Source organism: Methylophilus sp. DMC18 (assembly GCF_056314005.1).
In genome coordinates, this window is the sequence record NZ_JBQUZE010000007.1 from 61562 (window position 1) to 88517 (window position 26956).

At 50.5% G+C, this 26956-nt stretch carries 24 protein-coding genes and 1 tRNA gene; 7 read left to right on the forward strand and 18 right to left on the reverse strand.

Annotated elements, in window-relative coordinates; all coding sequences use genetic code 11:
- The first annotated feature begins 10 nt into the window (after positions 1 to 10).
- The gene (locus ACT53G_RS14325; protein ID WP_476169732.1) at positions 11 to 349 is read left to right on the forward strand and encodes a tRNA-binding protein; all 339 of its coding nucleotides are present in this window, start codon (positions 11 to 13) and stop codon (positions 347 to 349) included.
- An 81-nt stretch (positions 350 to 430) separates the two neighbouring features.
- Here the strand turns inward: ACT53G_RS14325 and ACT53G_RS14330 are convergent, their stop codons facing one another.
- The 8 genes from ACT53G_RS14330 to chrA form a co-directional block, all read right to left on the reverse strand.
- A complete protein-coding gene (locus tag ACT53G_RS14330) occupies positions 431 to 1033 on the reverse strand; it encodes an AbiV family abortive infection protein (RefSeq protein ID WP_412011022.1) in 603 nt (200 codons plus the stop codon).
- Between the two features lie 113 nt (positions 1034 to 1146).
- Positions 1147 to 3558, reverse strand: coding sequence for an MFS transporter (locus tag ACT53G_RS14335; protein ID WP_412011023.1), 2412 nt, complete (start codon positions 3556 to 3558; stop codon positions 1147 to 1149).
- Positions 3559 to 3689: 131 nt separating this feature from the next.
- A complete protein-coding gene (nikR, locus tag ACT53G_RS14340) occupies positions 3690 to 4094 on the reverse strand; it encodes a nickel-responsive transcriptional regulator NikR (RefSeq protein ID WP_476169733.1) in 405 nt (134 codons plus the stop codon).
- 169 nt (positions 4095 to 4263) lie between these two features.
- A complete protein-coding gene (locus ACT53G_RS14345) occupies positions 4264 to 6318 on the reverse strand; it encodes a TonB-dependent receptor (RefSeq protein WP_476169734.1) in 2055 nt (684 codons plus the stop codon).
- Positions 6319 to 6439: 121 nt separating this feature from the next.
- A complete protein-coding gene (pnp, locus tag ACT53G_RS14350) occupies positions 6440 to 8560 on the reverse strand; it encodes a polyribonucleotide nucleotidyltransferase (protein WP_194749761.1) in 2121 nt (706 codons plus the stop codon).
- A gap of 333 nt (positions 8561 to 8893) precedes the next feature.
- Entirely contained in the window at positions 8894 to 9163 is a 270-nt protein-coding gene (gene rpsO, locus ACT53G_RS14355; protein WP_194749762.1) for a 30S ribosomal protein S15, read from the reverse strand.
- 183 nt (positions 9164 to 9346) lie between these two features.
- On the reverse strand, positions 9347 to 10240 hold the full coding sequence (locus ACT53G_RS14360; protein WP_476169735.1) for a PfkB family carbohydrate kinase: 894 nt from the start codon (positions 10238 to 10240) through the stop codon (positions 9347 to 9349).
- Positions 10241 to 10244: 4 nt separating this feature from the next.
- Positions 10245 to 11573: a chromate efflux transporter gene (gene chrA, locus ACT53G_RS14365; protein ID WP_476169736.1), complete on the reverse strand. Its 1329-nt coding sequence runs from the start codon at positions 11571 to 11573 to the stop codon at positions 10245 to 10247.
- 138 nt (positions 11574 to 11711) lie between these two features.
- On the opposite strand from chrA, the gene ACT53G_RS14370 reads away from it, so the two are divergent.
- From ACT53G_RS14370 to ACT53G_RS14380, 3 genes are all read left to right on the forward strand, one after another.
- Positions 11712 to 11787, forward strand: a tRNA-Phe gene (locus tag ACT53G_RS14370).
- 42 nt (positions 11788 to 11829) lie between these two features.
- The gene (locus ACT53G_RS14375; RefSeq protein WP_275356412.1) at positions 11830 to 12147 is read left to right on the forward strand and encodes a rhodanese-like domain-containing protein; all 318 of its coding nucleotides are present in this window, start codon (positions 11830 to 11832) and stop codon (positions 12145 to 12147) included.
- 21 nt (positions 12148 to 12168) lie between these two features.
- Entirely contained in the window at positions 12169 to 12402 is a 234-nt protein-coding gene (locus ACT53G_RS14380; protein WP_194749765.1) for a sulfurtransferase TusA family protein, read from the forward strand.
- 360 nt (positions 12403 to 12762) lie between these two features.
- On the opposite strand, the gene ACT53G_RS14385 is transcribed toward ACT53G_RS14380, so the two are convergent.
- Both ACT53G_RS14385 and ilvA read right to left on the reverse strand, forming a co-directional pair.
- On the reverse strand, positions 12763 to 13908 hold the full coding sequence (locus ACT53G_RS14385) for a YVTN family beta-propeller repeat protein (protein ID WP_476169737.1): 1146 nt from the start codon (positions 13906 to 13908) through the stop codon (positions 12763 to 12765).
- Between the two features lie 151 nt (positions 13909 to 14059).
- The gene (ilvA, locus tag ACT53G_RS14390; protein WP_476169738.1) at positions 14060 to 15571 is read right to left on the reverse strand and encodes a threonine ammonia-lyase, biosynthetic; all 1512 of its coding nucleotides are present in this window, start codon (positions 15569 to 15571) and stop codon (positions 14060 to 14062) included.
- A gap of 95 nt (positions 15572 to 15666) precedes the next feature.
- Here ilvA and rpiA point away from each other — a divergent pair, with 95 nt between their 5' ends.
- Together rpiA and phoU are read left to right on the forward strand one after the other, a co-directional pair.
- Positions 15667 to 16329, forward strand: coding sequence for a ribose-5-phosphate isomerase RpiA (gene rpiA, locus ACT53G_RS14395; RefSeq protein ID WP_476169743.1), 663 nt, complete (start codon positions 15667 to 15669; stop codon positions 16327 to 16329).
- Positions 16330 to 16417: 88 nt separating this feature from the next.
- The gene (gene phoU / locus ACT53G_RS14400) at positions 16418 to 17122 is read left to right on the forward strand and encodes a phosphate signaling complex protein PhoU (RefSeq protein ID WP_275356408.1); all 705 of its coding nucleotides are present in this window, start codon (positions 16418 to 16420) and stop codon (positions 17120 to 17122) included.
- Between the two features lie 89 nt (positions 17123 to 17211).
- On the opposite strand, the gene ACT53G_RS14405 is transcribed toward phoU, so the two are convergent.
- Positions 17212 to 17484 carry an oxidative damage protection protein gene (locus ACT53G_RS14405; RefSeq protein ID WP_194749769.1) on the reverse strand — a complete coding sequence of 91 codons (273 nt, stop codon included), beginning with the start codon at positions 17482 to 17484 and terminating at the stop codon, positions 17212 to 17214.
- A gap of 79 nt (positions 17485 to 17563) precedes the next feature.
- Between ACT53G_RS14405 and ACT53G_RS14410 the strand changes: the two genes are divergently transcribed.
- A complete protein-coding gene (locus ACT53G_RS14410; RefSeq protein ID WP_275356407.1) occupies positions 17564 to 17959 on the forward strand; it encodes a diacylglycerol kinase in 396 nt (131 codons plus the stop codon).
- Between the two features lie 95 nt (positions 17960 to 18054).
- On the opposite strand, the gene ACT53G_RS14415 is transcribed toward ACT53G_RS14410, so the two are convergent.
- The 7 genes from ACT53G_RS14415 to rimP all read right to left on the reverse strand — a co-directional run bounded on the left by ACT53G_RS14415 (position 18055) and on the right by rimP (position 26655).
- Complete coding sequence (locus ACT53G_RS14415; protein WP_476169744.1) at positions 18055 to 20085, reverse strand: TonB-dependent receptor; 2031 nt, start codon at positions 20083 to 20085, stop codon at positions 18055 to 18057.
- A gap of 100 nt (positions 20086 to 20185) precedes the next feature.
- On the reverse strand, positions 20186 to 20494 hold the full coding sequence (locus tag ACT53G_RS14420; RefSeq protein ID WP_194749771.1) for a hypothetical protein: 309 nt from the start codon (positions 20492 to 20494) through the stop codon (positions 20186 to 20188).
- A 97-nt stretch (positions 20495 to 20591) separates the two neighbouring features.
- On the reverse strand, positions 20592 to 21491 hold the full coding sequence (gene truB / locus ACT53G_RS14425; protein ID WP_275356405.1) for a tRNA pseudouridine(55) synthase TruB: 900 nt from the start codon (positions 21489 to 21491) through the stop codon (positions 20592 to 20594).
- Positions 21492 to 21511: 20 nt separating this feature from the next.
- Complete coding sequence (gene rbfA / locus ACT53G_RS14430; RefSeq protein WP_194749773.1) at positions 21512 to 21868, reverse strand: 30S ribosome-binding factor RbfA; 357 nt, start codon at positions 21866 to 21868, stop codon at positions 21512 to 21514.
- Positions 21868 to 24576 (reverse strand): translation initiation factor IF-2, encoded by a 2709-nt coding sequence (gene infB, locus ACT53G_RS14435; protein WP_194749774.1) that lies wholly within the window; start codon positions 24574 to 24576, stop codon positions 21868 to 21870. The genes rbfA and infB overlap by 1 nt, the downstream gene beginning before the upstream one ends.
- A gap of 84 nt (positions 24577 to 24660) precedes the next feature.
- A complete protein-coding gene (gene nusA, locus ACT53G_RS14440) occupies positions 24661 to 26127 on the reverse strand; it encodes a transcription termination factor NusA (protein ID WP_194749775.1) in 1467 nt (488 codons plus the stop codon).
- 39 nt (positions 26128 to 26166) lie between these two features.
- Positions 26167 to 26655 carry a ribosome maturation factor RimP gene (gene rimP / locus ACT53G_RS14445; RefSeq protein WP_476169739.1) on the reverse strand — a complete coding sequence of 163 codons (489 nt, stop codon included), beginning with the start codon at positions 26653 to 26655 and terminating at the stop codon, positions 26167 to 26169.
- Between the last annotated feature and the right edge of the window lie 301 nt (positions 26656 to 26956).

Consider the following 26956-nt stretch of genomic DNA (forward strand, 5'->3'; position numbering starts at 1 on the left):
GAGGTTATTAATGAATCAAATCGAATGGAATGACTTCACCAAGGTTGAGTTACGCGTTGGCAGGGTGATTTCGGCAGAAGTATTTGCAGAAGCGCGCAAGCCAGCCTACAAACTACACATCGACTTTGGCCCCGAGATCGGCATGCGTAAATCCAGCGCCCAAATTACTGCGCACTACACACCAGAAAACCTGATCGGCAAACTGGTAGTCGCCGTCGTTAATTTTCCGCCCAAACAGATTGGGCCATTGATGTCTGAATGCCTGGTGACGGGCTTTCATGATGCGGAAGGAAGAGTCACTTTATGCGTGCCGGAACATGAGGTTCCACTTGGGACAAAGCTACTTTAAAAATACATAAAACCAGTCGCTATGACAAATTATCTCCATACAGAAGAGCTATCTAGATTAAATCAGAGCACCGACTTAGATTTAAATTCTGAGGAATCTTTCATATGCACTTTCATCGTCAAACAATAAGGCAACCATAATTTGAAATATCTCCGCGGAATGGAGGCTGTTTTCGGCATCCGCTCTGGTAATGTCTTTTGGCCGACTTTTAAGCTTTCCATTTTCATGAAGGGAAACGTATAAAGCATCTTGTTTAAGGTGATCTTTAACCGGCTTGCGCAAACGCTTTTTTGCTTTTGCGACGACCTCTTTGAATTTTTCTTCGTCAGAGAATGTCCACGCCAAACCACCAACTAATTCAATCGATTTCTTGAGCCAAATAATGTATTCAACCAAGGCTTCTGCCAAGCCTTGTTTATTAGCATGACTCCGCAAGGCAGAATATAGATTGGAGTCCCATCGTTTATTAGCTGCACTCAATTTCAATGTGAAGGCTTTACTTAACTCTTCTTCCGCTAGTATTGATAACGCTGTTGCACGGGAGTAACGATGCGCTTCATAAAGAAACTGCGCATCATTTAATAGTTCGCAACCATTGTCATAGGCAGCTTGGGCAACCAACTCGAGATCTTTCTGTAATTTTTCATTAACCGCTTTAACCCAACCCTCTTTAATTTCGGCCATCTTTTCATTCTTTCTTTGATTTAGAAATTATGTTGCGTTTGTTCCTGTAGCCTTTTATAACTTCAGTAAACGGTGTCTTTCCAGAGGAATTTCTATTTTATCCAATGCCCGTTTTATTCGGGTGTTTCTGAAGATCCTTGATTGAGAGCTTCGGGTATCAAATGGTCAGCGAGTTTGTGTAGCAAAGCTTTTAACCTACTTTGATCCATGTGAGCCATAGCAATATCGATGGCATCATGCCCATGATTTCCTCGGTACTTCTCAGCTTCTTCACGTAAATCCGATGCCGTTCTTGATCGAATTTCAAGGCTTGGTGCGTCTTTAGAAGAAACGTAACTATCGACTTCCTTAATTAATACATCATCAATTAAACCAACAATCAAATTCAAACAAGCCAACCCACAAATAGCTTTTTCCAAAGACCCCCATCCGGTCTGATACTTGCCTGTTTTTTTCATCCATCCGATAAGTAATTTTCTTATATCCAGCGCTTCTTCATAGCAATCTCGTTTATGTGCATCTACCGATGCTTCAAACAAATGATTGGCAATTTGGAAATGCTCCATAAATTCAATAGTTACTTTATCGTCCGGAATCCAAGATAAGACACTGATAAGCCATATGGCTGACCTTCTAAGTTTTTCAGTAAGATGTGGCTTGCAAGCCCTAGATCCTGATACTGCAAAAAGAATTTCTGTTACGTGAACTATCCAATAAACAATATCAAATGTGAATTGAGACCTTTGAGCAACTGCTTTTAAGAGTATTTCTTTTTCAGTTTCATAAATGCCATCAGACCATTCAGCGATGTTCCGAATAACATGCTGGGCATCTTTGTCATCGGCATCTTTTTCTAAAATTGCATTCGTTAAGTTTGACAACCATATAGATAATGAATCTTGCGAAGTAGGCGAATAGTAAGGGGCAAGGCTATTACTATGTATTTTCGCCAAAGGTGTTTCATTTGTGTTTAGATACAATTCAGCAATTAATCTAATATCGTCACGAACCTCTTTTACAGCGAACCTTATATTAGAACTCTTGCACCTAAGTAAACTGTAGGTGATCAGTGCAAGCTGTTTTACTGCTACGGGCGTTACTGGCTGGTATTTCTTATTTACACTTCCTGTGCATGCCACAACAGCTATTTTCTCCGAGAGATTCGCAATATGCTCTGGCTTGTCGTAATCGAGAATTAGCTGGGCAGCCCTTCCAAGCAAGGTCATACTTTCAATTAATACGTCTGCCATGTCGTGTGGCACAATCGTTTCTACTGAGCTTGCCAGATAACCTGCTACCAAATGTGCATGGGATCGAGTTGCCTGTTCTTCTGCATAATCTATCAACAGATATAAATGCGTAAGTTGAGTCAGACAGTGGAGGTTTTCCTCAATGAACTGTTCATCTCTTCTTGAGATTCCAATTTGAACGTTCTGCCGCAAATGCTCAAGGGTATTCGTTAAAAAGCTATCAGAGGCAAGTGGGTTATCAAATAAATAATTATTGGAATAAAAGGTCTTTCCTTTGGTTTTAATATATGCCTTGTGGATTTCGACTATCCCATACAACGCTACTCTAGAAACCTCCTGATCACCTTGTTCTGCATACCGCCTAGAAAAGGTTATGCAATATAAAATTGCTCGTTCAGCTAAAACTGTCCAGTTTGTATGAGTTCTAAAATACATAACGCGATTCAAATCATGTTTGCTAGGGGGCTCATTTTTTGCATTATTTTTATCGGCCTCTTTGTTAAACATTGGTGAGATACGGCTGAAGGCTTTGTCCAGAGTATTGAAGTTATTTTGCGTATCAGTAACTAGCAATTCGATTTGCTTAGTTGGACTAATTAAATCAAGTGCTCTGCGATATGCAACTCCAAATAACAATAAGATAAGAATCAAACTCCATGCTGAGATGACGGCGGCCAATGCAACCCAAGATTCATCTGGAATTAAAGACAAACTTATAGTCAGCGATGCCAAGGAGAATGTCGCCACAAACGTGAGAATAAGTCTTCTATCTGTGCTGAACTTTCTGAAGAGGCCATGCGGCATCCGTTCAACATTCACTTGCATTGCAAACATGATGAGAGAAAATGCAATGGCAGTCGCACCAATCAAAGCACTACCAAGATTAAGACACAAATCTCTCACTGCTGAGACTCGGTCTGAATCCGATATATATGGCCCTAGTTGCTTTTGGAGTAATGGAACAAGTGCAAAGCTTACAACCACTGACGTTATTAGTACCACCAAAACGATCTTAGTTTGATATCTTTGTTGGTTGACTAGAAACCAATTTCGCATGATGTAGATGCTACGCCAGCCTAAGGCACGCCTAAGTTTGAAAGACTCATGAAAATGATATCTTTTTTCTTCTAAATTCTGCTTGAGAGTTGCTGTAACAGTTTGTGCCTTATGCTCAAAGTGTGATGTGAATGTACTCAGCTTTTGCTGAAATCGTGTTTTGTATTGATATGACTTCTGCTTTAAATTACCCAATATTGATAAAGCATTAGTGATCATCTTTTATGTATCCAAGATATAGAATATTGAGCAATGATTTTACCCCTCCAATTAGTCCTAACACCTACTTTCCCAGCTTGATTAGTTCGCTTCGAAAGGGCAAGCCAGATTGAATAAGTGAGCGACCTCAACTATCTAGGAATAATATGCACTTTCGCATGCGTCACGCCTGTCTGTGACGAGATCGCATTCACACAAGCCTCTACCTCAGCAATCCTGCCTTTCAGGATCACCGTCTCCATGCAGTTGTCATGATCCAAATGCACATGTTGAGCAGTGATAATCACATCATGGTGGTCGTGTTGTAGTTGATTTACCCGGCTGGCGAGTTGGCGTTCGTGATGATCATAAACATAACTGAGCGAGGCGACGCATTCAGCTTCCGCGTGATCGGCATCTTCAATTACCGCTTCATCGAGTGCTTTACGCACGAGGTCACGAAAGGCTTCTGAGCGGTTGACGTAGGCCCGCACGGCGACCAGTTGGTCAAAGGCATCGGCCAGGTCATCTTCCACCGAAATTGTAATGCGTCGCATAAAGTGTCTCTGGATATAAATTGAACAGTCGCCCATCGCACTGGGCGTTAGCCATTTTAATATACCGAAAAACCTTTTGTGAGCGTTGCAGCTGGGGTAGGTAAAAATAAACCTCGCCCGGCTTTTGGGGGCTGGCCAACTATGCGAGGTTTATTTGGAGGCAGTTTGACTAAAAGTTATAGGTGACGGTTAGCCTTGCTGACCTGGGTTCCACCGGGTGAAAATGAATATCGTTGACCGGTGCAGCCTCGCCTTTGAGTTGTGATTCGTAGTAGTAGTCGATATCACTGGCTTTGCGGCTAAACAGGTTAAAAATATCCAGTGTCAGGGTCGTTTTGGGATTATAGCGGTAGCCGACACGCGCATAGGTGAGGAAGGTCGAGTTGGAGCGTACTGAGTTATCTTCAACAAGTGGCCTTGGCCCAAAATAACGTAGTTGCACGCTGCCAAACCAGTTGCCCCATTGCGTCACGGTGGCGCCAATTGAGGCGACTTTATTGATGGCACCGGGGATATATTGGCCGGCAGGATCTCTATCTGTGAATCTAGCTCTTGAGAGCGCGAGATCCATGTCCAGCAACAACCAGTCGTTCACTAAGTAATGGTTGTTCCATTCCACGCCGTAGCGACGGCTGGCACGGCTGGGTTCGGTTTCACCGGCGTCACCCACAAACAGGAGCTCGGAATCAATATCCAGCTGCCACACGGCCAATGAACTTTGCAGGCCGGGAACCCACTCGCTACGGATGCCAACTTCACTGCCCCTGGTACTTACCAGCGGCGTCACTGGCGTGGCTATGCCACCACCAGGCAACACGGTTTGCGTGGTGCCGCGGGCGTCGTTACTGTGAAAGCCTTTGCCGATATTGTAAAAAAGCTCAGTGTTGGCCCATGGGCCGAAGATGACAGAGAGCTTGGGTGAGGTAATGCCATCTCCTTTGTTGCCAGAGTTGCCATTGATGCTGCTTTTGACATCAAACTGGTAGCGGTCATAGCGCACGCCAGCCACGGTACGCAGTTTTTCATGCCACCAGACGGTATTCTCCGCATACAGACCTGCGCTGCTTTCCTCAACCTTGTCGGAACGGATCAGTGAAATGCGTTGTGTGTTCACCGTGTTATACAGCGCGACCGGGGAGAGTTTGTCATAGCGGGTTTGTATGCCCAGTTTGTTTTCCATCGGCAAACCCGCCAACTCGCCCAGCCACGATTTACTAAGATTCACGCCTAGCATGGTGCGCTTTTCGCTTTGGTTAAACTGGTCGCCATTGACCGGATCATTGAGAAAGTAAGTGAAGTTGCTGTAGAGGTCTAACTCGGAACGCACGGCATAGGCGCTCATTTGCCAGCCGCCATGCTGATCACGATGCTGTTTGTTAAATGACAGGCTGTAACGTGATGAATCGCCGCCATCGGTAGGATCTATGGCATCAAAGCGGCCAATTTGCCCGGAACGGACAGCGCGCAGGGGAATCTGGTCGGTACTGTTCCAGCGGTTGTGGTACGCCATGGCAGTAAAGGTGGTGCTATCGTGTGCATCGCCTTCGCTGTAGCGCAACAGGCCGTTATATTTCCTCACGCCTTCGGCCACCTGCCACGGCCCATCATAATGGTTCACATCCAGGGCATAGAGTAAATGACCGTCTGCCACGGCTGCTGAGTTTGCCAGCAGCATGCGCTGGTAATCGTAACTGCCCACGGTCAGGCTGGCGATGCCTTGTGGCAATTCGTTAAGCAGATGCAATCTGGCGGCACCAGCGGAGGAAAAATCGCCCTCCTCTGCTGAATAAGTGCCTTTTTTATAGTGGATATGACTGACCAGCTCGGGGATCAGGAAATTCAAATCCGTGTAGCCTTGGCCGTGTGCATGGGTGCGCATATTGACCGGCATCTCGTCCACATAGGTGGCAAAGTCGGTGCCGTGATCGAGGTTAAAGCCACGCAAAAAGTACTGGTTGGCCTTGCCACTGCCGCTATGCTGGGTGACGATCATGCCGGGGACAAACTCTAACACCTCCCCCACCCGTGAAATGGGCCGGTTTTGAATCAGGCTGGCATTCACCCGCCCCTCGCTGGCGGCATCGGACGAACCGACCGCGTTGTCATAATGCGCACGCACGGGCACGTCATCGAGCGTGAGCGCCTCACTGGCGACAGTCAACCGGGATAACAGTGCCGCAACCAGGCCGAGACTTAGCCGTATGATCTTTTTGTTATTTTTCATACGGCGGCATTATGCGCGAAAACAGAGTGACAACCTATAAGTAAATTAACGCAAGACGCGGTGCGCTGACGCCAATAAAAAAGCCCGCTGGCGCGGGCTTTTTTAGATCAGAGCAGGCAACTTATTCAGCTGCTGGCGCTTCTTCTCTTGCTGGTGGATCGATCAGGGCTTTCATGCTCAAACGCACTTTGCCTTTGTCGTCCAACTCAACCACTTTCACTTTAACAATGTCACCCTCTTTGAGGTAGTCGCTCACCGCTTTCACGCGCTCGTGAGCAATTTGTGAAATGTGTACCAGACCATCTTTACCTGGCATCAAGGTCACCACTGCACCGAAGTCCAGAATCTTGACCACTGGGCCTTCGTAGATCTGGCCGACTTCTACCTCGGCAGTGATCTGCGCGATACGGCGTTGGGCTTCAGCGCCTTCGTCCGCATTGGTGCACGCGATCTTCACGGTACCGTCATCTTCGATGTCGATGCTGGTGTTGGTTTCTTTGGTCAGTGCCTGAATCACGGCGCCACCTTTACCGATCACGTCACGGATTTTGTCCGGATTGATCTTCATGGTGATGATACGTGGGGCAAACTGTGACATTTCGGTGTTTACGCCAGACACGGCTTGTTTCATCAGGCCCAGAATATGCGCGCGGCCTTCTTTGGCTTGTGCCAGGGCCACTTGCATGATCTGTGCCGTAATACCAGTGATCTTGATGTCCATTTGCAGGGCGGTTACACCTTTGTCGGTACCGGCCACTTTAAAGTCCATGTCACCCAGGTGATCTTCGTCACCCAGAATGTCGGTCAGCACCGCAACGCGGTTGCCTTCCTTGATGAGGCCCATGGCCACACCAGCCACGTGGGCAGTCAATGGCACACCGGCGTCCAGCATGGAGAGGCAGCCACCACAGACAGACGCCATGGAGCTGGAACCGTTAGACTCAGTGATCTCGGACACCACACGCAGGGTGTAGTCGAAGTCTTCTTTCTTAGGCAATACGGCTTTTAATGCGCGCTTAGCCAGGTTACCGTGGCCGATTTCGCGGCGTTTTGGTGAACCGACACGACCCGTTTCGCCAGTGGCGAACGGAGGCATGTTGTAGTGCAGCATGAAGTTTTCGTAGTATTCGCCAGCCAGTGCGTCAATGATTTGCTCATCTTTGCCTGTACCCAAGGTGGTCACGACCAAAGCCTGTGTTTCACCACGGGTAAACAGCGCAGAACCGTGGGTGCGTGGCAATACGCCGGAACGGATGGTGATTGGACGCACGGTACGTGTGTCACGGCCATCAATCCGTGGTTCGCCGTTCAAAATCTGGCTACGCACGGTTTTCGCTTCGAGTTTAAAGAACTCGTCTTTAATCTTGTTGGCTTCTAAAGTAGAAGTTTCTTCAGTGATCAAGGTACTCATGACGCGGGACTTGATTTCGTCCAGCTTGGCAGAGCGCTCGCCTTTGGATTTGATTTTGAAGGCAGCGTTGATGTCTTCAGCCGCAATCGCTTCAATTTTTGCAATCAGCGCAGTGTCTGGCTCTGGCGGTGTCCAGTCCCAGGCATCTTTACCGGCTTCAGCAGCCAGTTCGTTGATCATTTTGATCACAGGTTGCATTTGCTCGTGACCGAACACAACCGCACCCAGCATCACGTCTTCTGGCAATTCTTTGGCTTCGGATTCCACCATCATCACAGCGGTTTCAGTCGCAGCCACGACCAAGTCCAGCGCGGACTCTTTCAGTTGTGTCGCCGTTGGGTTCAAGACGTATTCGCCGTTGATATAACCCACTTTGACCGCACCCATTGGGCCGTAGAAAGGGATACCTGCCAGCGCTACCGCAGCAGACGCACCAATCATGGCCGGGATGTCAGCATCAATTTCCGGATCCAGGGACAACACGGTCGCCACAATCTGCACTTCGTTATAAAACGCATCCGGGAACAGTGGACGCATAGGACGGTCGATCAAACGTGCCGTCAGGGTTTCTTTTTCGCTAGGACGGCCTTCACGTTTGAAGTAGCCGCCTGGAATGCGGCCAGCCGCATAGGTTTTTTCCTGATAATCCACAGTCAATGGAAAGAAATCCTGACCTTCTTTGACTTCGGTTTTTGCAGTTGCAGCCACCAGGACTACTGTATCGCCATAGCTCACCATGACGGCGCCATCTGCCTGACGTGCGACTTCCCCGGTTTCAATGGTCAGGGTATGCGCACCAAGCTGGAGGCTTTTTCTCGTAATTTCAAACATTGTTTTTCCTTTATCTACCATGGCTATTCACTACCTAATAGCCAATCTCAACAATGAAAACCAGACTGACAGTGCCGGCACTCCACGCATATGCATAGCATTGTGCGCGACAACTGACGCCAGGTTTCCCGATTTGCGGTGACTTCCATCAGCACGCTTTTTGTACAAACCCTGCACAAAACGCACTCACAGAAGCCACCCCAGTTGGTGATATGAAAATCCCGAATATCAGCAATCTCAGGATTTTTAAAGCAAAAAAGCCGAGGCAGTCACCATGCCATCGGCTTTTATTTCGTTAAAAGTGAACTGGATTAAACGTCACTTTTAGCCAAATTATTTACGCAGGTTCAAGCGCTCGATCAGCGTTTGATAGCGGCTAACGTCTTTACCTTTGAGGTAGTCGAGCAAACGACGACGCTGGCTGACCAACGCCAACAGACCACGACGGGAGTGGTTGTCTTTTTTGTTGGATTTGAAGTGCTCGGTCAGGTAGCTGATACGGTATGTCAACAAAGCCACTTGTACTTCTGGGCTCGCTGTATCGTTAGCACTGCGTTGAAAATCTTTAATGATTTTTGCGGATTGTTCTGCGGTAATCGCCATCTTTATTTTCCTTGAGTTAGCGTCAATATCGTCGCAGCCAGACAACCCATTTGCCTACCGCACCGACATTCAATTTACACGAAACGCGCATTATAGCGGCAAGCGCCAGCCTTGCATAGGTTTTTATCACATTAAGTTTCTGTTTTTATGAATTAATTTAAATATCGCAGCTCTTTGAAGGCTCTATAAAAAGTCATCATAAAAATCGGCAGCCGCTGGTACCGCCCCGCGAATGCCGCAAATGGAGGCGGCGAAACTGGCCGCGCGGGTCAGGATGATGGGGCGTGACCAGCCCGCCAGCAAGCCGCGAATCACCACCGAGGTATAAGCATCGCCAGCACCTACACTATCGACAAATGCCGTGCTCAAGCGCACCGGCGGCACGCGAAAGCCCTGACCAAACCGGTCCAGCCAGAAACTGCCCTCTTCACCACAGGTGACAAACATTTCAGTCAAGCCACACACCATCAACAAGCGCCGGGCCAGCTCATTCACATCTGCCGCACCCGGCAGTCCAAGCAATTTACAGACTTCTGGCAACTCTTCATGATTGATTTTGAGAATATCAGCGGCCTGCAAGGCCATGCGTACGCTCTCCACGTCATACCATGGCGCACGCAGGTTGATGTCGCACAGCACCGTGGCGGGCTGGCACAGCGCCAACCACTGCGTGGCAAGCGCCTGCATGGGCGCATGGCGCAAAGCCAGTGACCCGAAATACACCAGCCTCGGGGGATGTTTCAAGGTGAGCGCCTCGACAGGCGGCCATTGCAGGTCATCATAGGCCTGCTGATCCAGAATCTCGAAGCGATGACCATCGGGGCCCAGATGCACCTTGACTTGCCCGGTCGGCAAACGCTCAGAGTGCTGCACCCCTTCGGTAGGCAGGCCAGTCGCTTGCATTTCGGTCACAATACGTTCGCCCAGGGCATCCTGGCCGATGGCAGTGAGAAAGTGCACGGGCAAGCCAAATGCGTGACAGTGGCGGGCAACATTATAAGGTGCGCCGCCGATGACCGTTTGCTCGGGAAACACATCCCCCAGCACCTCACCCAAAATCATGATCGAATCTGACATCTGTTTATCCTGCCTTTAATAACCAACCAATTGCCATACACGCTGGCAACAACCAAAGAATTGAAATCCGCTTGCCGACCAGCAACCACAGCGACAGCACTACCATGCTGGCAGCGGCGACATCTGGCGCATCGGGCCAGACCACATGCCGGCTCAACGTGAGGGCCAGCGCCACCATGCCCGCGATCACTGCCGCACTGATGGCATGCAGCGGCGCAGTCCAACGCCATTGCTGGCGGGTACGCTCTATCCAGGGCGCCCCCAAAAACACCATGACAAAACTGGGCACAAACGTAAACCAGGTCACAATCGTCGCCCCGATCAACCCCGCCTGCCAATCAGGCAAGGCCAGCCCGGCCTGCCAGGCCGCAACAAAGCCAATATAGGTGACCACCATAATCAGCGGGCCCGGCGTACTTTCGCCCAAGGCCAGGCCATCCAGCATCTGCTCCGTCGTCAACCAGTGGTAATGCTGCACACTGGCATCAAACACATAGGGCAAAACGGCATAGGCGCCGCCAAAAGTGAGAAACGCAGCCTGGCTAAAAAAAGCTGCCATGCGGGTGAACAGATGTGACGGCCCATAATAAAGCACTAAGGCCGCAGCGACACCTAAACCACATAGCGCCCCCCAGATCAGCACTGTCGCTGTCCACCGCCACAAATCAGCCAGCCCGGCCAGCGCCGTGTTGTCATCAATCACACTTGGCGCCGTCTGCATGGCCCTTGCCGCTGCATGGCCAACTGACGTTTCGACCCACTGCGGCCAATATTGTTGCACAGCAACGCCCAACACCGCGGCCAGCAGAATAATCACCGGGAATGGCAGATGGACCGTTTGCATGACCAAGGCCAGCAAAAACACGCCCCACAACCAGCGGGCGATCAGCACTTTTTTAGCCAGGCGCCAGGCGGCACAGCAGACCAGCGCGACTACCAGCGGCTTAACCCCATACAACAAAGCCGCGACGGCGGGCTGACTGCCCCACTGCATATACCCCCACGCCAGCGAGACCAGCAAGCCAAACGCAGGCAACACAAACAAACTGCCAGCCACAATGCCACCCCAGGCACCATGCAATAGCCAGCCCATATAGACCGCCATTTGCTGCGCCTCGGGGCCGGGCAATAACATGCAATAGTTCAAGGCATGCAAAAATCTGGCCTCTGAAATCCAGCGCTTTTCTACCACCAGCGCCTGGTGCATCAAGGCAATTTGTGCCGCAGGCCCACCAACACTAATACAGCCCAGGCGCAACCAGTAGGCCCAAAATGCCTGTGCAGAAGGCTTCGCTGGCGCCTGCATTTCAGGCGGTGTCTCGACAATAGACATCAACCATTCCTTTTAAAACAGCGGCCTCAAATACCGCCTCGCAAGCATATCAGGATTTTTTTTAACTTTTGTGTGCATTCTTAGCGTTCTTTGCTATAATGCGCGTCTTGCGATTCGGGACACACCCAAATTGCTGTTGGCCAGATAGCTCAGTCGGTAGAGCAGAGGATTGAAAATCCTCGTGTCGGCAGTTCGATTCTGCCTCTGGCCACCACTCCTCCTGCCTTTCGGCACATTTCTTTTTCTGGGTTTGTTGATGTCATTAAAACACTTAACACCGGATGAATTACAGCCATTACTCAATGATCCCTCATTGTTGCTGATTGATATCCGCAATGATCACGAGCTTGTTTCCGGTATCTTGCCTGGTGCCATGCATTTGCCATTAGGACATCTGGCGACGATGTTTGATCAACTGCCGCAGGACAAAAAAATCGTGTTTTACTGCCGTAGCGGTGTACGCTCCATATCTGCAGGTGAGTTTGCCTTGGCGCAAGGCTGCCATGATGTCTCGCATTTGGCGGGCGGCATTCTGGCTTGGGCTCAACACGGCTTGCCCATCGAGCCCGCTTAATTCAGAGACTCAGGATTGTTTATGCAATACGACAAAGAAGTAGATGCCCGCCACCTGAACTGCCCCCTGCCCATTTTGCGTTGCAAAAAGGCCCTGAACGAGCTGCAAGCAAGCCAAGTACTCAAAATCACGGCCACGGATCCTGGCTCAAAGAAAGATTTTGATGCCTTTTGCCGCCAAACCGGTCACACCCTGATCGAGATGCAAGAGGCAGAAGGCGTTTTTACCTTCTGGCTACGCAAGCGCAGCCAGTAAACCGCTCTCCCGCGGACTGACACTCAGCCACTAACCGCACCCACCATCCATTCATCCGCTTCAGCGCAAAAAAAGGGCTTCCGAAGAAGCCCTGTGAGGAACGACGTTAACCCGTGGGTTAACGTGGTCTGCATGCCGAAACAACGATTGCCGCACTGGCGACTCAGGGACTCAACCTGACTTGCAGTTTGCCGGCATGGCTTCCGACAATCTGCACACTCCAGACGCAATCATTGTTATCTAAAGATGATTTCGGCAGCTTCACGCAAAACTTTAGGGCGCGCTCAAAAAAATTTAAATAAAAAAGCCCGCCGATGAGGCGGGCTTGTTCAACCAATTGAAACGCGATTGGAAATAACGTTATTTGGCGTTTTCCAGACTACCCATGGCTTTAGGGAAGGTCACCACGCCCCATGGCATGTTTTTCACTTCAATCTGGTTCGTGACTTCAAGCTTATCTGCATCAATGACGAATACCGCATCAGACTTGCCGCAAGCCAACAGCACCTGCTTGTTGTCCGGGGTAAAACTAAAATGCCAGCAACGGTTACCGGTCGGCACTTCCTTGATTTTTTCAAAGGTCTTGGCATCAAACACCTGCAACAGTTTTGCCTTGTTGGTGGCCACAAAAATCCGCTCACCCTTACTGTCGTAGGCTATGCCGTATGGGGTTTCAGCCGTGTCTACCGTGCGTACCACATTAAAGTCTTTGTCCATAACCATAAACTTGTTACCAAACTCCAGCGTGGCCAGATAGGTACTGCCATCCGGAGAGACTTTGATGCCGCGCGGACGATCTCCATATTGATGGGTGGAAATGGTTTTGACCAGATCGCCAGTTTCGATGTTGTGTACAGTGACGGTATTGTCAGCTTCGTTCGTAATCACCAGCTGTTTGCCATCGGCCGAAAACTCCAGACCTTCGGTTTCTGGCCCGCCAGTAATTTCGCGGACTTTTTCACCTTTGGTCAGATCAACAATCGCAATCTTGGCTGGGACTTTTTCTTCATCGTCGTCATCGTCTTCTTCTGGCTTGCTGCCCGGCTTGGGTGGCGGACCAGCTTTAGAGCTAGGCTCGGACGAAACAAAAGCATAATTACCACTCACCCGCACAAACTCAGGGTTTTTGCCGACCTCAATCTGCTTGACGACTTCGCCTGTGGCGGTATCAATCACGGACACACTGCCATTTTCACGCGTCGCCACCACCAGTTGCTTGCCATCGTCTGTCAGCGCCAGGCCACGCGGGCCCTTGGCTTTCACATCCAGCATGCTGGTCACTTGCATGGTCGCCAAGTCAATCACGTCGACGCCGGCATCCTGGGTGGACACATAAGCCAACGCCTTACCAGAAGAACTTTCGCTAACAGCGCTCGTGGCCGCTGGCGTTTCCGGGGTTGGTGCGGACTCTTCTTGCTTGTTACAAGCGGTAACGCCAGCGAGCAAGGCCAGCAACCACACGCTGGTGCGCGCACGACGCGCCAATGATGAATTCAACATTTGCATTTATCTCCTGATTATTATTTAAGTCTCATCGCTCTAAAGTGCAGGCATTCCCTGCAAGAATCGTTCTCAGCCATCCAATCAGCGCCGTGGCTCGCATTCAGCTGATATCACCCACGGCACTGGCTGCAAACAACCACCATCATGGCTGCTATCAGCCTAAAAATAAACGATACGCCGGATTATGGCTCTCATCCCAGTACGGGTAACCCAATTGCTGTAAAAACTGGGTAAAGGCTAGCTGATCCTCGGGCGGTACCTGCATGCCCACCAATACCCGGCCAAAATCTGCCCCATGATTACGGTAGTGAAACAAACTGATGTTCCAGTTGTGACCCATGGATTCGAGAAAGTTCATTAAGGCGCCGGGTTTTTCAGGAAACTCGAAACGGTAAACCACCTCGTTTTGGACTTGTGGCGCATGCCCGCCCACCAGATGGCGCAAATGTAACTTGGCCATCTCGTTGTCGCTCAAATTAATGGTGGGCAAGCCAGCCGCCGCCAATTTGCTCGCGATAACATCGGCCTCGGTTGTGTGATGCACCGCCAACCCGACAAAAATATGCGCTTGCTCGGTGTCAGCAAAACGGTAATTGAATTCGGTAATATTGCGCTGCCCTAACAGGCGGCAAAAACGCTTAAACGCGCCGGGAGTCTCAGGGATGGTGACGGCAAAGACCGCCTCCCGGCGCTCCCCCAACTCTGCGCGCTCGGCAATAAAGCGCAAGCGGTCAAAGTTCATGTTGGCACCTGAAGCCACTGCGACCAGGGTTTTACCTTGACACTGTTCACGCTGACTGTAGGCCTTCAAGCCAGCCACGGCCAGCGCCCCGGCCGGCTCAAGAATGCTGCGCGTATCCTCAAACACGTCTTTGATAGCGGCGCAAATCGCATCGTTATCAACCACGATCATTTCATCGACATATTGCTGCACGAGCGCAAAGGTATGCTCGCCCACTTGCTTGACCGCAGCCCCATCTGCAAACAGGCCCACTTGTTCCAACATGACACGTTGGCCGAGCTTCAGCGATTCGGTCATGGCTTCGGCATCTTGTGCTTCGACGCCGATGACTTTGATTTCGGGGCGGACCGCTTTCAGATAGGCCGCCATGCCTGCCAGCAAGCCACCGCCGCCAACACAACAAAACACGGCTTCAATCGGCGCCGCATGATCCTGCACCAACTCCAGCGCAATCGTGCCCTGTCCGGCAATGACATCCGGATCATCGTAAGGATGCACAAAGGTCAACCCTTCTCGTTGCTCTAGATCGAGCGCGTGCAAGTAGGCATCGGAATAACTGTCGCCAAACAACACTACTTCGGCACCGCGTGAGCGCACCGCATTGACCTTGATCGCTGGCGTGGTGGTCGGCATCACAATGACGGCACGGCAGCCCATTTTTTGCGCACTCAAGGCCACGCCTTGCGCATGGTTACCGGCACTGGCGCAAATCACGCCACGCTGCAAAGCCTCTGCCGAGAGGTTGGCCATTTTGTTATAGGCACCGCGCAGCTTGAATGAAAATACCGGCTGCATATCTTCGCGCTTGAGCAATACCCGGTTATTCAGTCGCGAGGACAAGTTGGGCAATTCATCGAGCGGCGTATGTCTGGCAACGGCATAGACGTGGGAGTGTTCGATTTTTTCGCGGTAATTGATGGTCATGAAATACGTGGAGATTTTAAAACCGCAAGGTTGCAGTGTATGATAGAGAATTGTTTGTATTATAAAGAATTAATCAAGGATTGAAGCACATGGCGATGGATAAAGCACAACAAGACGCATTGAAACTCGAAGTGGCAAAAGCAGCAGTCAATTATGTCAAGGATGGCATTATTGGTGTGGGCACCGGCTCAACCGCTAACTTTTTTATCGACGAACTGGCCAAAGTCAAACATAAAATCACCGGCGCAGTCGCCAGCTCCGAAGCCACCGCGCAACGCCTGCGTAACCACGGTATCGAGGTCTTTGACTTGAACAGCGTCGACAGCATGGATATTTATGTGGATGGCGCCGATGAAATCACCGAGCACATGCATATGCTCAAAGGCGGCGGCGGTGCATTGACCCGTGAAAAGATCGTGGCAGCTGTGGCCAAATCTTTCATCTGTATCTGCGACGAAAGCAAATTTGTACCCGTCTTGGGCAAGTTTCCCCTGCCAGTAGAAGTATTACCAATGGCTCGCAGCCATGTGGCACGTGAACTGGTAAAACTGGGTGGTCAACCCCAATTGCGTGACTTCACGACTGACAACGGCAACTTGATCCTTGATGTGCATGGCTTGAGCATTAGCGACCCGATTGCAATGGAAGCCAAGATCAACCAGATCGTAGGGGTGGTGACTAACGGCTTGTTCGCAGCACGCCCGGCCAATGTGTTGCTGCTGGCCACGCCAAACGGCGTTAAAACCCTGACCAAGTAATTGCAACTTCTGCACACTGAAAATTATCATACAGTTGTCATATTGGGCTGGTAATCTGCACCGGCACAATAATTAGGAAAAATTTGTCATGCAATTTGAACACACCTCTAAGCAATATGATGTTGAACTGGAGTCCGTCCGGGCCAAGGTTCTGGAAATGGGCGGGGTCGTTGAGCAGCAAATCGTCAATGCACTGGAGTCGCTGACCAACGCGGATGTCAATCTAGCCAAAGACGTCATGGAGCGCGATGCGCGTGTCAACGCTTTAGAGGTGCAGGTGGATGAAGACTGCAGCCATATTATTGCCCGCAGACAACCTGCAGCACGTGATTTGCGCATGATCATGATGATGGTGAAAACCATCACGGATCTGGAGCGGATTGGTGATGAAGCCACTAAAATTGCACGGACTGCCCAGCGCATCTACGAGCAAGACCGGATGTACAAACCACGGTTCAACGAGATCAAAACCATGGTTGGCATTGTGCGTGAAATGCTGCGTACATCGCTGGATTCATTTGCACGCCTGGATGTCAGCCAGACCGTGGAAGTCGCCAGACAGGATGAGCAGGTGGATGAACAATTCCGCGCCGCCATGCGTCAGTTGATCACATTCATGCTCGAAGATCCACGTACGATCTCGATGTCACTTGAAGTACTGTTTGTGGCAAAAGCCATCGAGCGCATTGGCGACCATGCGAAGAACATCTCTGAGTACGTGGTCTATATGGTTAAAGGCAAAGATATCCGTCATACCAGCCTGGAAGATATTCAGCGCGAGACACAGTCGTAATAGACCGCAAATAAAAAGCACTCCTCGGAGTGCTTTTTATTTTTGTTGGCCGGGATACGGTTAAAGCCTCATCGCATTAACCATTTTCACTAGGCAGAAGGAGGCACATAGCCAGTGGCAACATCTGCGCCTTCGCCAAAAAAGTACTTTTCGGTTTGCTCGGATAGATATTTACGTGCACTCGGGTCCGCAAGGCTCAAGCGGTTTTCATTGACCAGCATGGTCTGCTGTTTTAACCAGCCTGCCCAAGCTTCTTTAGACACATGCATATAAATCTTTTTACCCAGTTCTCCCGGATAAGGCGGAAAATCCATGCCTTCGAGCTCTTTGCCCAGTTTCACACATTGCACCAATCTTGCCATGTTCGATCCTCACTACACTGCTAAAAGCGCTATCATAGCGCATGTTAAAATCTGATGTTCGCAATTTTAGAGATAAGCCATGCAAAACAACACCCCTTCAGGTCACCAGGAAAGTCCATTCAAAGGCAAAACCGGCCTCCGGCGCTTGATTAATGCCTTTGGCTACTCCATGGATGGCTTCAAAGCCGCTTACAAGCATGAAGATGCTTTCCGTCAGGAGGTCTGGCTCTCGCTGGTGCTAATTCCTCTGGCATTTTACCTGGAGTCTGAAGCCCTGCACCGCATCCTGATGGTGGGCAGTGTGTTGCTGGTCATGATTGTGGAGCTGCTGAATTCGGCGGTTGAAGCGGTGGTAGACCGCGTGTCGATTGAACGGCATGCACTGGCCAAGCGAGCCAAAGATATTGGCAGTGCTGCCGTGTTGTTGGCATTGATCAACTTGACGGTAGTCTGGGGCTTGATTTTATTCAATTAAATGACAACAGGCTGACTAAGTCAGCCTGTTGCTTTGCTCTGTTGCGCACCTGCGCCGCGTAATGCGGCGTCCAGAGGCGCAGTTAGTTCCACCGCTTAAAAGTCAGCGCGGGCGCCCACCAATACCGCCCTCGCGCCTGACGGGGCAATATCCTTCAGAAAAGAAGCGTGCTCACGGATCTCTTCATTGAGCAGGTTATTCGCCTTGGCAAACAACTCCACGTTATACTTCACCGGCAACTTGTATGCAACCAATGCACTGACATTGGTATAGGCATCGGTTTTGAGCTCGTTCTCGGCCACGTTATTCTGCTGAAAGGCATGCAGCACATCGAGGCGAGCATTCCAGTTACCCAGGCGATAATCTAACCCACCGCCCAAACGCAAGGGCGAGATCCTTGGCAAGTATTGATTATTACGCGTGTCTTTGGCATGCACGTAGTCACCGCGCATTTTTAATGTCCACTCGTCGTTCAAGGCAAACTTGCCTTCTAACTCCAAGCCCTTGAACAAGGCCGGAACCGCTCTAAACTGTGCTTCAGGCAACAGCTCGCCATCCACCGGCACCTCAATGCCTGTATTAAACAAGCCGATAAAGTTTTTAAATTTGGTGGCATACGCGCCTAGCGTCACACTGTGACCACCTGACTTCCATTTCAGCTGCGCATCAATACCGTTGGAGCGCTCTTTGCTGAGGTTAGTATTACCGACCTCCACCTGCCCAGTCGCAATATGTGGTCCATTCGCATACAGTTCAAAATAGCTAGGTGCACGCTCGTTATGCGACAAGTTGGTCGTTACACTCCAGGATTCATCAATAGTGTACAGCCCCCCCAGCGCAAAGCTATTGGGGTTAAAGTGTTTGCTAAACGCCTGGGTGAATTTATCATCGACATGGGAGTCTATCGAGGTATCGCCAAACCGCCCGCCAAAGGTGACTTTGTGTTTATCGATTGCATACTCTTCGTAGACATAAGCCCCTTGGTCCACGGTGGTAACACTAGGCACAAATGCCTCTTCGCCTAAGGCCTGAAAACGCGTGTTCTGGAACTGATAGCCGACCACCCCATTCAAGCCCGCCAGTGGGACATGGGTGGCTTCGAGGCTACCCTGTAAACCACGGTTTTTAAAAGTGGTTCCAACCACCCCACTCTCAACTTCTACGTGCTGGTAATCGGTGTAAGCCATTCTCACCTTGATTTTTTGCACAGGTCCCTTGAGTTCTCTCACTTCACCTGCCAACTCCGTACGTTTGTTTTCCATATTGATTCTGACATTCTCTTCCGCCACGGTGCCATAGTGGTTGTTGGAGTCCGCATAGGAAATCCCCAGATAGCCTGTATCAAAGGTCCAGGAAGCACCCAATGCGCCGCCATTGGCCAGGGCAGAACTATTATTGAGCTTGTCCTTGCCGCGACTATCGCGCGCAGTACCATCGGCCAAACTCTTGCGCTTGGAAAGCGCATAGCCAGGAATCTCAAGATTGCTGGTTTCACGGCTGTAGATATCGGCATGCAATGCAAACAGGCCATTGCCCACATCGACCACCGCAGCGCCATTGCGCGTATTGTCTGGCCCGCCAAACCTGGTTTCAGCGCGGCCGGTATAGCCATTAAGGGATTCTTTAGGGATACGGTGGTCAATGGCGTTGACGACACCGCCCATGGCACTGCCGCCATACAGCAACGCTGCCGGGCCTCGCACCACATCAATTTGCTCAATAATCAATGGATCCACGCCCACTGCATGGTCAAAACTCAGTGACGAGGCATCCAGAATGCCGACACCGTTTTGCATGATACGCACACGCTCGCCGTCCAGGCCACGGATAATCGGACGCGAAGCATTTGGACCAAACTGCGTGGCCGTCACGCCCGGAATGCCATTCAGGGTTTCGCCCAGAGTCCCCTGACGACGCAAACTGAGCTCACGTCCGCCCAATACCGAGACCGGCACCACCATATCATCCGATGCCACGCCCAGGGGATTCCCCGTGACAGGCACATTATCAATATCAAGGGTTTTCGCGTCTTCTGCCGAGACCAGCATGGGCGAGCTCAACGCCGCCATCAATGCCAGCCATAATGATTTTTGCTGCCCACGTGCAGACATCCTCTTTTGTAACATTTTCATTGTTTTTTCCAGACAAGGTCAGGCAGTGCTGTGCGCACTGCATAAATAGCTCACTCCAGCCGCAAGCGCGACCTGGAGAATGTATCGTCAAGGGTTAAACAATGGCAGGAGGGGCGCGTGCGGCATAGGCCGCGAGCGTTGGGCGCTGTATGGCAATCGCCAGGGCGCTGATGACAGCAAGATAGCTAAGCTCTGGCAAGCTCCATTGCTGGGCCTGCGTCATCACCCCGACGAGATGCGCGTAGGCGACACAGAGCCTGCATTGGTCTTTGCTTTGATGTTTGTCAGATTGCGAGTGTTGCGTCAGCTCTTTGAGATGGGTAATTTCATGTGTGACAAGGCCTGTCTGCGTGATCGCAAACAACACTGCCAATAGAAAATACACATAAAAGCGCTTTAACATGTTGAATATACTAACATAAATTCCTACACACAGAATGCAACTCTATTGCATTTTTATGCAAAAGCCATGCGTTTTAGCGAGACGAGCAAGTGAAAAACTAGAGATTAACGACGCGTTTGGGGGCAATACGGCCATCGCGCTGCTGCTGGCCGACCCCAAGAAATAAACCGGAAGCACTGTAAATACGCAAATCGCCCGCTGGGATAACGCCAGCCAGCCAGACTGGATTGCCTTGTTTGAAATAATAGGCGGCATCCTCATGCAGCTCGACTTTAGGCAGGATTTGAATGGCACTATCGACAGGCAGCAGCAACGCATCGCGCTGCTCAATAGACATCTGCTCCAGAGCTTCTATCGTCACGGTCTCGGCGATTTGATAAGTGGCGGTTGCCGTACGGCGTAAAGCTGTGAGGTGCGCACCCACATTGAGTGCTTTACCAATATCCTCGCCTAAGGTACGGATATAAGTGCCTTTGCTACAACAGACTTCGATTTCTGCACTATTCTCAGCACAGGCCAAGACACGCAATGCATGAATGGTTACCTGACGCGGTGCACGTTCTAGCTCGACACCATTACGCGCGTATTCATACAAAGGCTTACCGTTTACCTTGAGCGCAGAATACATGGGAGGCACTTGTGTAATTGACCCCAAAAACTGCGGCAACACGCGCTCAATCTCTGCACGCGACAGCTGGCAAGCCACCTCACTGACGACGTCACCCTCTTTATCTCCGGTGGTGGTGGTCACACCAAACTTGACAGTCGCCACATAAGTTTTGTTTTCATCCGTCAGGTGTTGTGCAAATTTGGTAGCTTCGCCCAAGCAGATCGGCAACACGCCAGTTGCAAGAGGATCCAAGGTCCCGGTATGTCCGGCTTTTTGGGCCTGATATAACCATTTGACCTTTTGCAGGGCCTGATTGGATGAAAAGCCATAGGGCTTGTCCAGCAACAACACGCCACTGACGGCACGTTTAATGCGTTTGGTTTGCATAGCGCGAAAGGAGGTGAAAATTATTCTTGCGGAGGGGTATCAGACAAAGCGTCGCTGATCAGCTTGTCCATGTGCATCCCACGATCTATGGATTCATCATAGACAAAATGCAACTGCGGGACAGTACGGATCATCATGCGCTTGCCCAGCTGCGTACGCAAAAAGCCGGCGGCTTTCTCCAGGCCGGCTTGCAGGCCTTTGCTATTCTTCTGCGCGGTGTAAAAGACCTTGGCATGTGCCATATCACCCGCCACCTCAACCCCGGTCAAGGTGACCATCTGCACACGCGGGTCCTTGATCTCAAACATGAGCAAATCCGCCAGTTCACGGCGCATTTGCTCAGAGATGCGGTCATTTCTTGAAAATGCTTTAGCCATTAGAGTGTTCTGGCCACTTCAACGACTTCATAAACTTCAAGAATATCGCCGACTTCAATCTCATTGTAGTTCTTGAGAGACAAGCCGCACTCAAAGTTATTTTTAACTTCTTTAACGTCATCTTTGAAGCGCTTGAGGGAGTCGAGCTCACCCGTATGGATAATGACATTGTTACGCAGCAAACGGACTTTGGAGTTACGTTTAACCACGCCATCCTGTACATAACAACCGGCCACTGCACCCACTTTGGAGATCCGGTATACCTCGCGGATTTCTACCGTACCAATCATTTGCTCTTTCTGCTCTGGTGCAAGCATGCCACCCAACGCCGCTTTGATCTCGTCCACAGCTTCGTAAATGATGTTGTAGTAACGCAGGTCGACATCCAGATTCTCAACCAGCTTACGTGCGCCGGCATCTGCCCGGACGTTAAAGCCGATCAGTACCGCACTTGAAGCGGCGGCCAGGTTCACATCAGACTCACTGATGGCACCCACGCCGGTGTGAATAATATTCACACGTACTTCGCTGGTAGACAGTTTTTGCAGGCTGGTGGTCAAGGCTTCGTAAGAGCCCTGTACATCTGATTTGATAATCAGGTTCAGGGTTTGTACTTCGCCTTCAGCCATCTGCTCAAACATGTTTTCAAGTTTGGCCGCCTGCTGCTTGGCCAGTTTCACATCGCGGAACTTGCCCTGACGGAACAAGGCAATTTCACGCGCCTTGCGCTCGTCGTTCAAGACGATGGTTTCTTCACCAGCACTTGGCACATCAGACAAGCCCAGAACTTCTACCGGAATAGACGGGCCGGCTTCTTTAATGTCGTTGCCATTCTCGTCAAGCATGGCACGCACACGGCCATAAGCCGTACCTGCCAGCAGCATATCGCCGCGGCGCAGGATACCTGACTGCACCAGAACGGTAGACACCGGACCACGTCCTTTGTCCAGACGACCTTCAATGACCAGGCCTTTGGCTGGCGTATTGAGCGGGGCTTTCAACTCAAGCACTTCCGCTTGCAGCAACACGGCTTCCAACAACTCATCAATGCCTTTACCGGTTTTGGCAGACACTTCACGGAACATGGTATCGCCACCGTACTCTTCTGGCACCACCTCATGTGAGATCAGCTCGCTTTTCACGCGCTCTGGCTGGGCTTCCGGTTTATCAATCTTGTTAATCGCCACCACGATAGGCACATTACCTGCCTTGGCATGGTGTATCGCTTCAATCGTTTGTGGCATCACGCCATCATCAGCCGATACCACCAGAATCACGATATCGGTCGCCTTCGCACCACGGGCACGCATAGCGGTAAAAGCCTCGTGGCCAGGGGTATCCAGGAAGGTCACCATGCCGCGTGGCGTTTCCACGTGGTAAGCACCGATATGCTGAGTAATGCCGCCTGCTTCACCTGAAGCCACGCGACTGCGGCGGATATAGTCCAGCAAGGAGGTTTTACCATGGTCAACGTGACCCATGACCGTGACCACCGGTGGACGTGATTCCAGAATCGCTTCAACGCCTTCGGTTTCCTCCAGGAAGCTTTCAGGATCATTCGCAGCCGCGGCTTGCGCTTTGTGACCCATTTCTTCGACCAGAATAATCGCAGTGTCCTGATCCAGCACCTGGTTGATGGTCACCATCATGCCCATTTTCATTAAGGCCTTGATCACTTCCGCCGCTTTGACAGACATTTTGTGCGCCAAATCCGCAACCGAAATGGTCTCCGGCACCATCACCTCTTTGATGATAGGTTCGGTTGGTGCATTAAAGGCGTGCTGATCATCTTTATTGGATTTGTGATGCTTGCCCTTAGGGGTGCGCCAGCCTTGAGCGCCGCCAGCAGGTGCATCACCACGGGTTTTAATGCCGCGTTTTTTGTTCTCGTTTTCATTCCAGTCGCGGTTGTCGGTCTTGGCTTTTTTATCTTTATTTTCTGGCTTGTCTGTTGCTTTGGCAGCGGGCTTGTGTAGCGTCCCTTCAGACAACTTGGTGGCTGCGGGTTTATTCTTCGCAGCCTCGGCCTCTGCCTGGCGCTTGGCTTCTTCTTCTGCGCGACGTTGTGTCAACGCTTGCTTGCGCTTGATATCTTCTGCCTGCAAGGCAGCCAGCTTGGCCGCACGCGAAGCTTCTTGTTCACGTAAGGCAATCTCCTGCGCCGACAGAACCACGCCTTTTTTCACAGGGGCTGGGGCTTCTACGACTGGTGTAAGTGCTGGTGCCTCAACTACTGGCTCAGGCTCTGGCTCTGGCTCAGGTTCAGCCACGACCTCAACGATCTCTTCGATCACAGGTTCTTCCACCACGACCGGCTCAACCTCTACGGGCAAGCTCTCCAGAACTTCTGCTGGTACTGGCTCGGCTTCATCATAAGCAGCGGCATCCACAGGCGGCTCATAACCCAGCTCAGGGCGCTCCAGCACGCGTTTTTTACGCACTTCCACCTGAATCGTACGGGCTTTACCTGAGCTATCCAGCTTTTTGATTTCGGTGTTCTGCTTACGGGTCAGCGTAATCTTGTTTTTAGGCGCGTTACCTGCCCCATGCTCTTTACGCAAGTAATCCAGCAAGGCAGCCTTGTCACCCTCTTCCAGGAAATCATCCACAGACGTTTTATGAACGCCTGCGCTTTTCAGTTGCTCGATAAGAAGAGTCGTTGGAAGACCCAGCTCGGCGGCAAATTGTGCGACGGTTGAAAGTGCCATGTACTGCTCCAGTTCAATTACTTTATTTTTTAATTAAGAGGTATGCATGATGTTTTAAACGCATAGGTTATTTAAAACGCCTGGTTACTTAAACCAGGGTGCTCGCGCCGTCATAATCAATGACTTCGCACGCTCTTCATCTATTCCGGTCAACTCAACCAGCTCATCGACTGCCAGTTCGGCCAGATCTTCGCTGGTATGAATCTCGCTGGCTGCCAGTTTATGGGCAGTGTCTGCATCCATACCGTCCAGCGTCATCAGGTCGTTGGTGTCTTCTTCAACTTTTTCTTCTTTGGCAATCGCCTCGGTTAACAAGGCAGCACGTGCGCGTGAACGTAACTCATTGATCGTGTCTTCATCAAAGGCCTCGATTTCAGCCATCTCTGCCAAAGGCACGTAGGCAATCTCTTCCAGTGTGCTAAAGCCTTCCTGCACCAGGATATCCGCCACTTCTTCGTCCACATCCAGCTTCTCGATAAACAATTGGCTGATTTTGGCATACTCGTCCTGACTCTTCTGCGCAGCCGCTTCTTCGGTCAGGATATTCAGGTTCCAGCCAGTCAGTTCCGACGCCAGACGCACGTTTTGACCGTTGCGCCCAATCGCTACCGCCAATTGCTCTTCGTTCACCACCACATCCATGCTGTGTGCATCTTCATCGACCACAATCGACGTCACTTCAGCTGGCGCCAAGGCATTAATGACAAACTGTGCCGGATCCATGCTCCACAATACGATATCCACGCGCTCGCCACCGAGCTCAGAAGTCACCGCTTGTACACGGGAGCCACGCATGCCCACGCAAGTCCCCACAGGATCCAGGCGCTGGTCATTGGTTTTAACCGCAATTTTGGAACGCAAGCCAGGATCACGCGCCGCAGAACGAATCTCCAGCAGGCCTTCTTCGATTTCAGGCACTTCCAGCTCAAACAAACGCTTGAGGAACTCGGGAGCGACACGCGACAGGATCAGTTGCGGCCCACGGCCACCACGGTCCACGCGTGACAGATAAGCACGCACACGGTCACCCACGCGCAGGTTTTCTTTTTGAATCATGGCTTCACGTGGTAGCAGGCACTCAATACGGCCCACTTCAATAATCGCATTGCCTTTTTCCATCCGCTTGATCACGCCAGTGACCAGGCTTTCGCCACGCGCCAAAAAGTCCTGGATCATTTGCTCACGCTCAGCTTCGCGCACCTTCTGCAAAATCACCTGTTTTGCTGCCTGTGCGCCAATGCGGCCAAACGAGATCGACTCTAATGGCTCTTCGTAATAGTCGCCAATTTGTCTGCCAGCAGCACGTTCGTCTTCTTCATCAAACTGGTAAGCCGAGCTTTCCAGCAGGTCATATTCTACATATTGCCAGCGTCTAAAGGTTTTGTAATCTCCGGTTTCACGGTCAATTTCGACACGAATATCTGCGCCTTCTTCATGGTTCTTTTTCGTCGCCGAAGCCAATGCCAGTTCCAGGGCAGTAAAGATTACCTCTTTATCCACGTTTTTTTCATGGGCCAGGGCATCAACCAACAACAATAATTCACGACTCATCGTAATCTCCAACTCACCGTACGGATTAGCTAAAACAAATTAATCAAAAACCGGGCTCAATCGAGCCTTATCTATATTATCCAGCGACAATCTATAAACCCAGCCATCGCACTCAATCAACACTTTCCCCTCTTCAACGCCTTGCAACTGTCCCAAAAAAGTCTTTCTGGGCAATGTGGTTGGCGTTGTTTTAGGGCCATCATCCGGAATTCCCACTCGCAATTTGATTTGTGCACGCTCACCAGTAAAACGCATAAAATCACGTTCCTTGCGCAACACACGATCCAGACCGGCAGAAGAGACTTCCAGGCGGTCATAATCGATATCCAGTTCTACCGTCAGCACGTTGCCAAGCTGGTTGCTCACCAGAACACAATCATCAATCGTAACGCTGTCCTTATTGTCTTTGGGTGTCAGCTTGTCGATGAACACGCGCAATAATTTGCCACGATTGGCTGCTTCAAAATCAACCAGCTCGTATCCTAACTGCGTGACTGTCTTTTCAACTACCGAATGCAAATTTTGCATACGCACCCTTAATTCAAAACGTTACGTCCAAAAACAAAAAATGGGCGTAACGCCCATCTATCATTTTGATTATACCAAAATTCCTTTTAAATTCAAAGTAACAGATGGCGCAATGGCAGGGTCGGGCGGGTTTTGTTTGACGTCTACGGCCTGTAGTAGCCCGAACGGGTCAATGACATACGCCGGAGTATTTTTTAAGATGTATGTAAAAGAGGGAGAAGCAACAGAGCAACAACCGCTTGAGCGGTGTCAATTATATTTCACGCTGCAGTGCAGCGCTTAAGTTTTCATGGCAGTCTAT

Excerpts from the sequence above, each read along its gene's own strand:
- ACT53G_RS14345 (WP_476169734.1), bottom strand. The coding sequence starts at position 6,318 with ATGAAAAATAACAAAAAGATCATACGGCTAAGTCTCGGCCTGGTTGCG.
- ACT53G_RS14410 (WP_275356407.1), top strand. The coding sequence starts at position 17,564 with ATGCAAAACAACACCCCTTCAGGTCACCAGGAAAGTCCATTCAAAGGC.
- ACT53G_RS14385 (WP_476169737.1), bottom strand. The coding sequence starts at position 13,908 with ATGCAAATGTTGAATTCATCATTGGCGCGTCGTGCGCGCACCAGCGTG.
- phoU (WP_275356408.1), top strand. The coding sequence starts at position 16,418 with ATGCAATTTGAACACACCTCTAAGCAATATGATGTTGAACTGGAGTCC.
- rimP (WP_476169739.1), bottom strand. The coding sequence starts at position 26,655 with ATGCAAAATTTGCATTCGGTAGTTGAAAAGACAGTCACGCAGTTAGGA.
- pnp (WP_194749761.1), bottom strand. The coding sequence starts at position 8,560 with ATGTTTGAAATTACGAGAAAAAGCCTCCAGCTTGGTGCGCATACCCTG.
- ACT53G_RS14325 (WP_476169732.1), top strand. The coding sequence starts at position 11 with ATGAATCAAATCGAATGGAATGACTTCACCAAGGTTGAGTTACGCGTT.
- rpsO (WP_194749762.1), bottom strand. The coding sequence starts at position 9,163 with ATGGCGATTACCGCAGAACAATCCGCAAAAATCATTAAAGATTTTCAA.
- ACT53G_RS14405 (WP_194749769.1), bottom strand. The coding sequence starts at position 17,484 with ATGGCAAGATTGGTGCAATGTGTGAAACTGGGCAAAGAGCTCGAAGGC.
- ACT53G_RS14380 (WP_194749765.1), top strand. The coding sequence starts at position 12,169 with ATGCAATACGACAAAGAAGTAGATGCCCGCCACCTGAACTGCCCCCTG.
- ACT53G_RS14375 (WP_275356412.1), top strand. The coding sequence starts at position 11,830 with ATGTCATTAAAACACTTAACACCGGATGAATTACAGCCATTACTCAAT.
- ACT53G_RS14420 (WP_194749771.1), bottom strand. The coding sequence starts at position 20,494 with ATGTTAAAGCGCTTTTATGTGTATTTTCTATTGGCAGTGTTGTTTGCG.
- infB (WP_194749774.1), bottom strand. The coding sequence starts at position 24,576 with ATGGCACTTTCAACCGTCGCACAATTTGCCGCCGAGCTGGGTCTTCCA.
- ACT53G_RS14415 (WP_476169744.1), bottom strand. The coding sequence starts at position 20,085 with ATGTTACAAAAGAGGATGTCTGCACGTGGGCAGCAAAAATCATTATGG.
- nikR (WP_476169733.1), bottom strand. The coding sequence starts at position 4,094 with ATGCGACGCATTACAATTTCGGTGGAAGATGACCTGGCCGATGCCTTT.
- nusA (WP_194749775.1), bottom strand. The coding sequence starts at position 26,127 with ATGAGTCGTGAATTATTGTTGTTGGTTGATGCCCTGGCCCATGAAAAA.
- ACT53G_RS14335 (WP_412011023.1), bottom strand. The coding sequence starts at position 3,558 with ATGATCACTAATGCTTTATCAATATTGGGTAATTTAAAGCAGAAGTCA.
- ACT53G_RS14330 (WP_412011022.1), bottom strand. The coding sequence starts at position 1,033 with ATGGCCGAAATTAAAGAGGGTTGGGTTAAAGCGGTTAATGAAAAATTA.
- rbfA (WP_194749773.1), bottom strand. The coding sequence starts at position 21,868 with ATGGCTAAAGCATTTTCAAGAAATGACCGCATCTCTGAGCAAATGCGC.
- chrA (WP_476169736.1), bottom strand. The coding sequence starts at position 11,573 with ATGTCTATTGTCGAGACACCGCCTGAAATGCAGGCGCCAGCGAAGCCT.
- truB (WP_275356405.1), bottom strand. The coding sequence starts at position 21,491 with ATGCAAACCAAACGCATTAAACGTGCCGTCAGTGGCGTGTTGTTGCTG.
- ACT53G_RS14360 (WP_476169735.1), bottom strand. The coding sequence starts at position 10,240 with ATGTCAGATTCGATCATGATTTTGGGTGAGGTGCTGGGGGATGTGTTT.
- rpiA (WP_476169743.1), top strand. The coding sequence starts at position 15,667 with ATGGATAAAGCACAACAAGACGCATTGAAACTCGAAGTGGCAAAAGCA.
- ilvA (WP_476169738.1), bottom strand. The coding sequence starts at position 15,571 with ATGACCATCAATTACCGCGAAAAAATCGAACACTCCCACGTCTATGCC.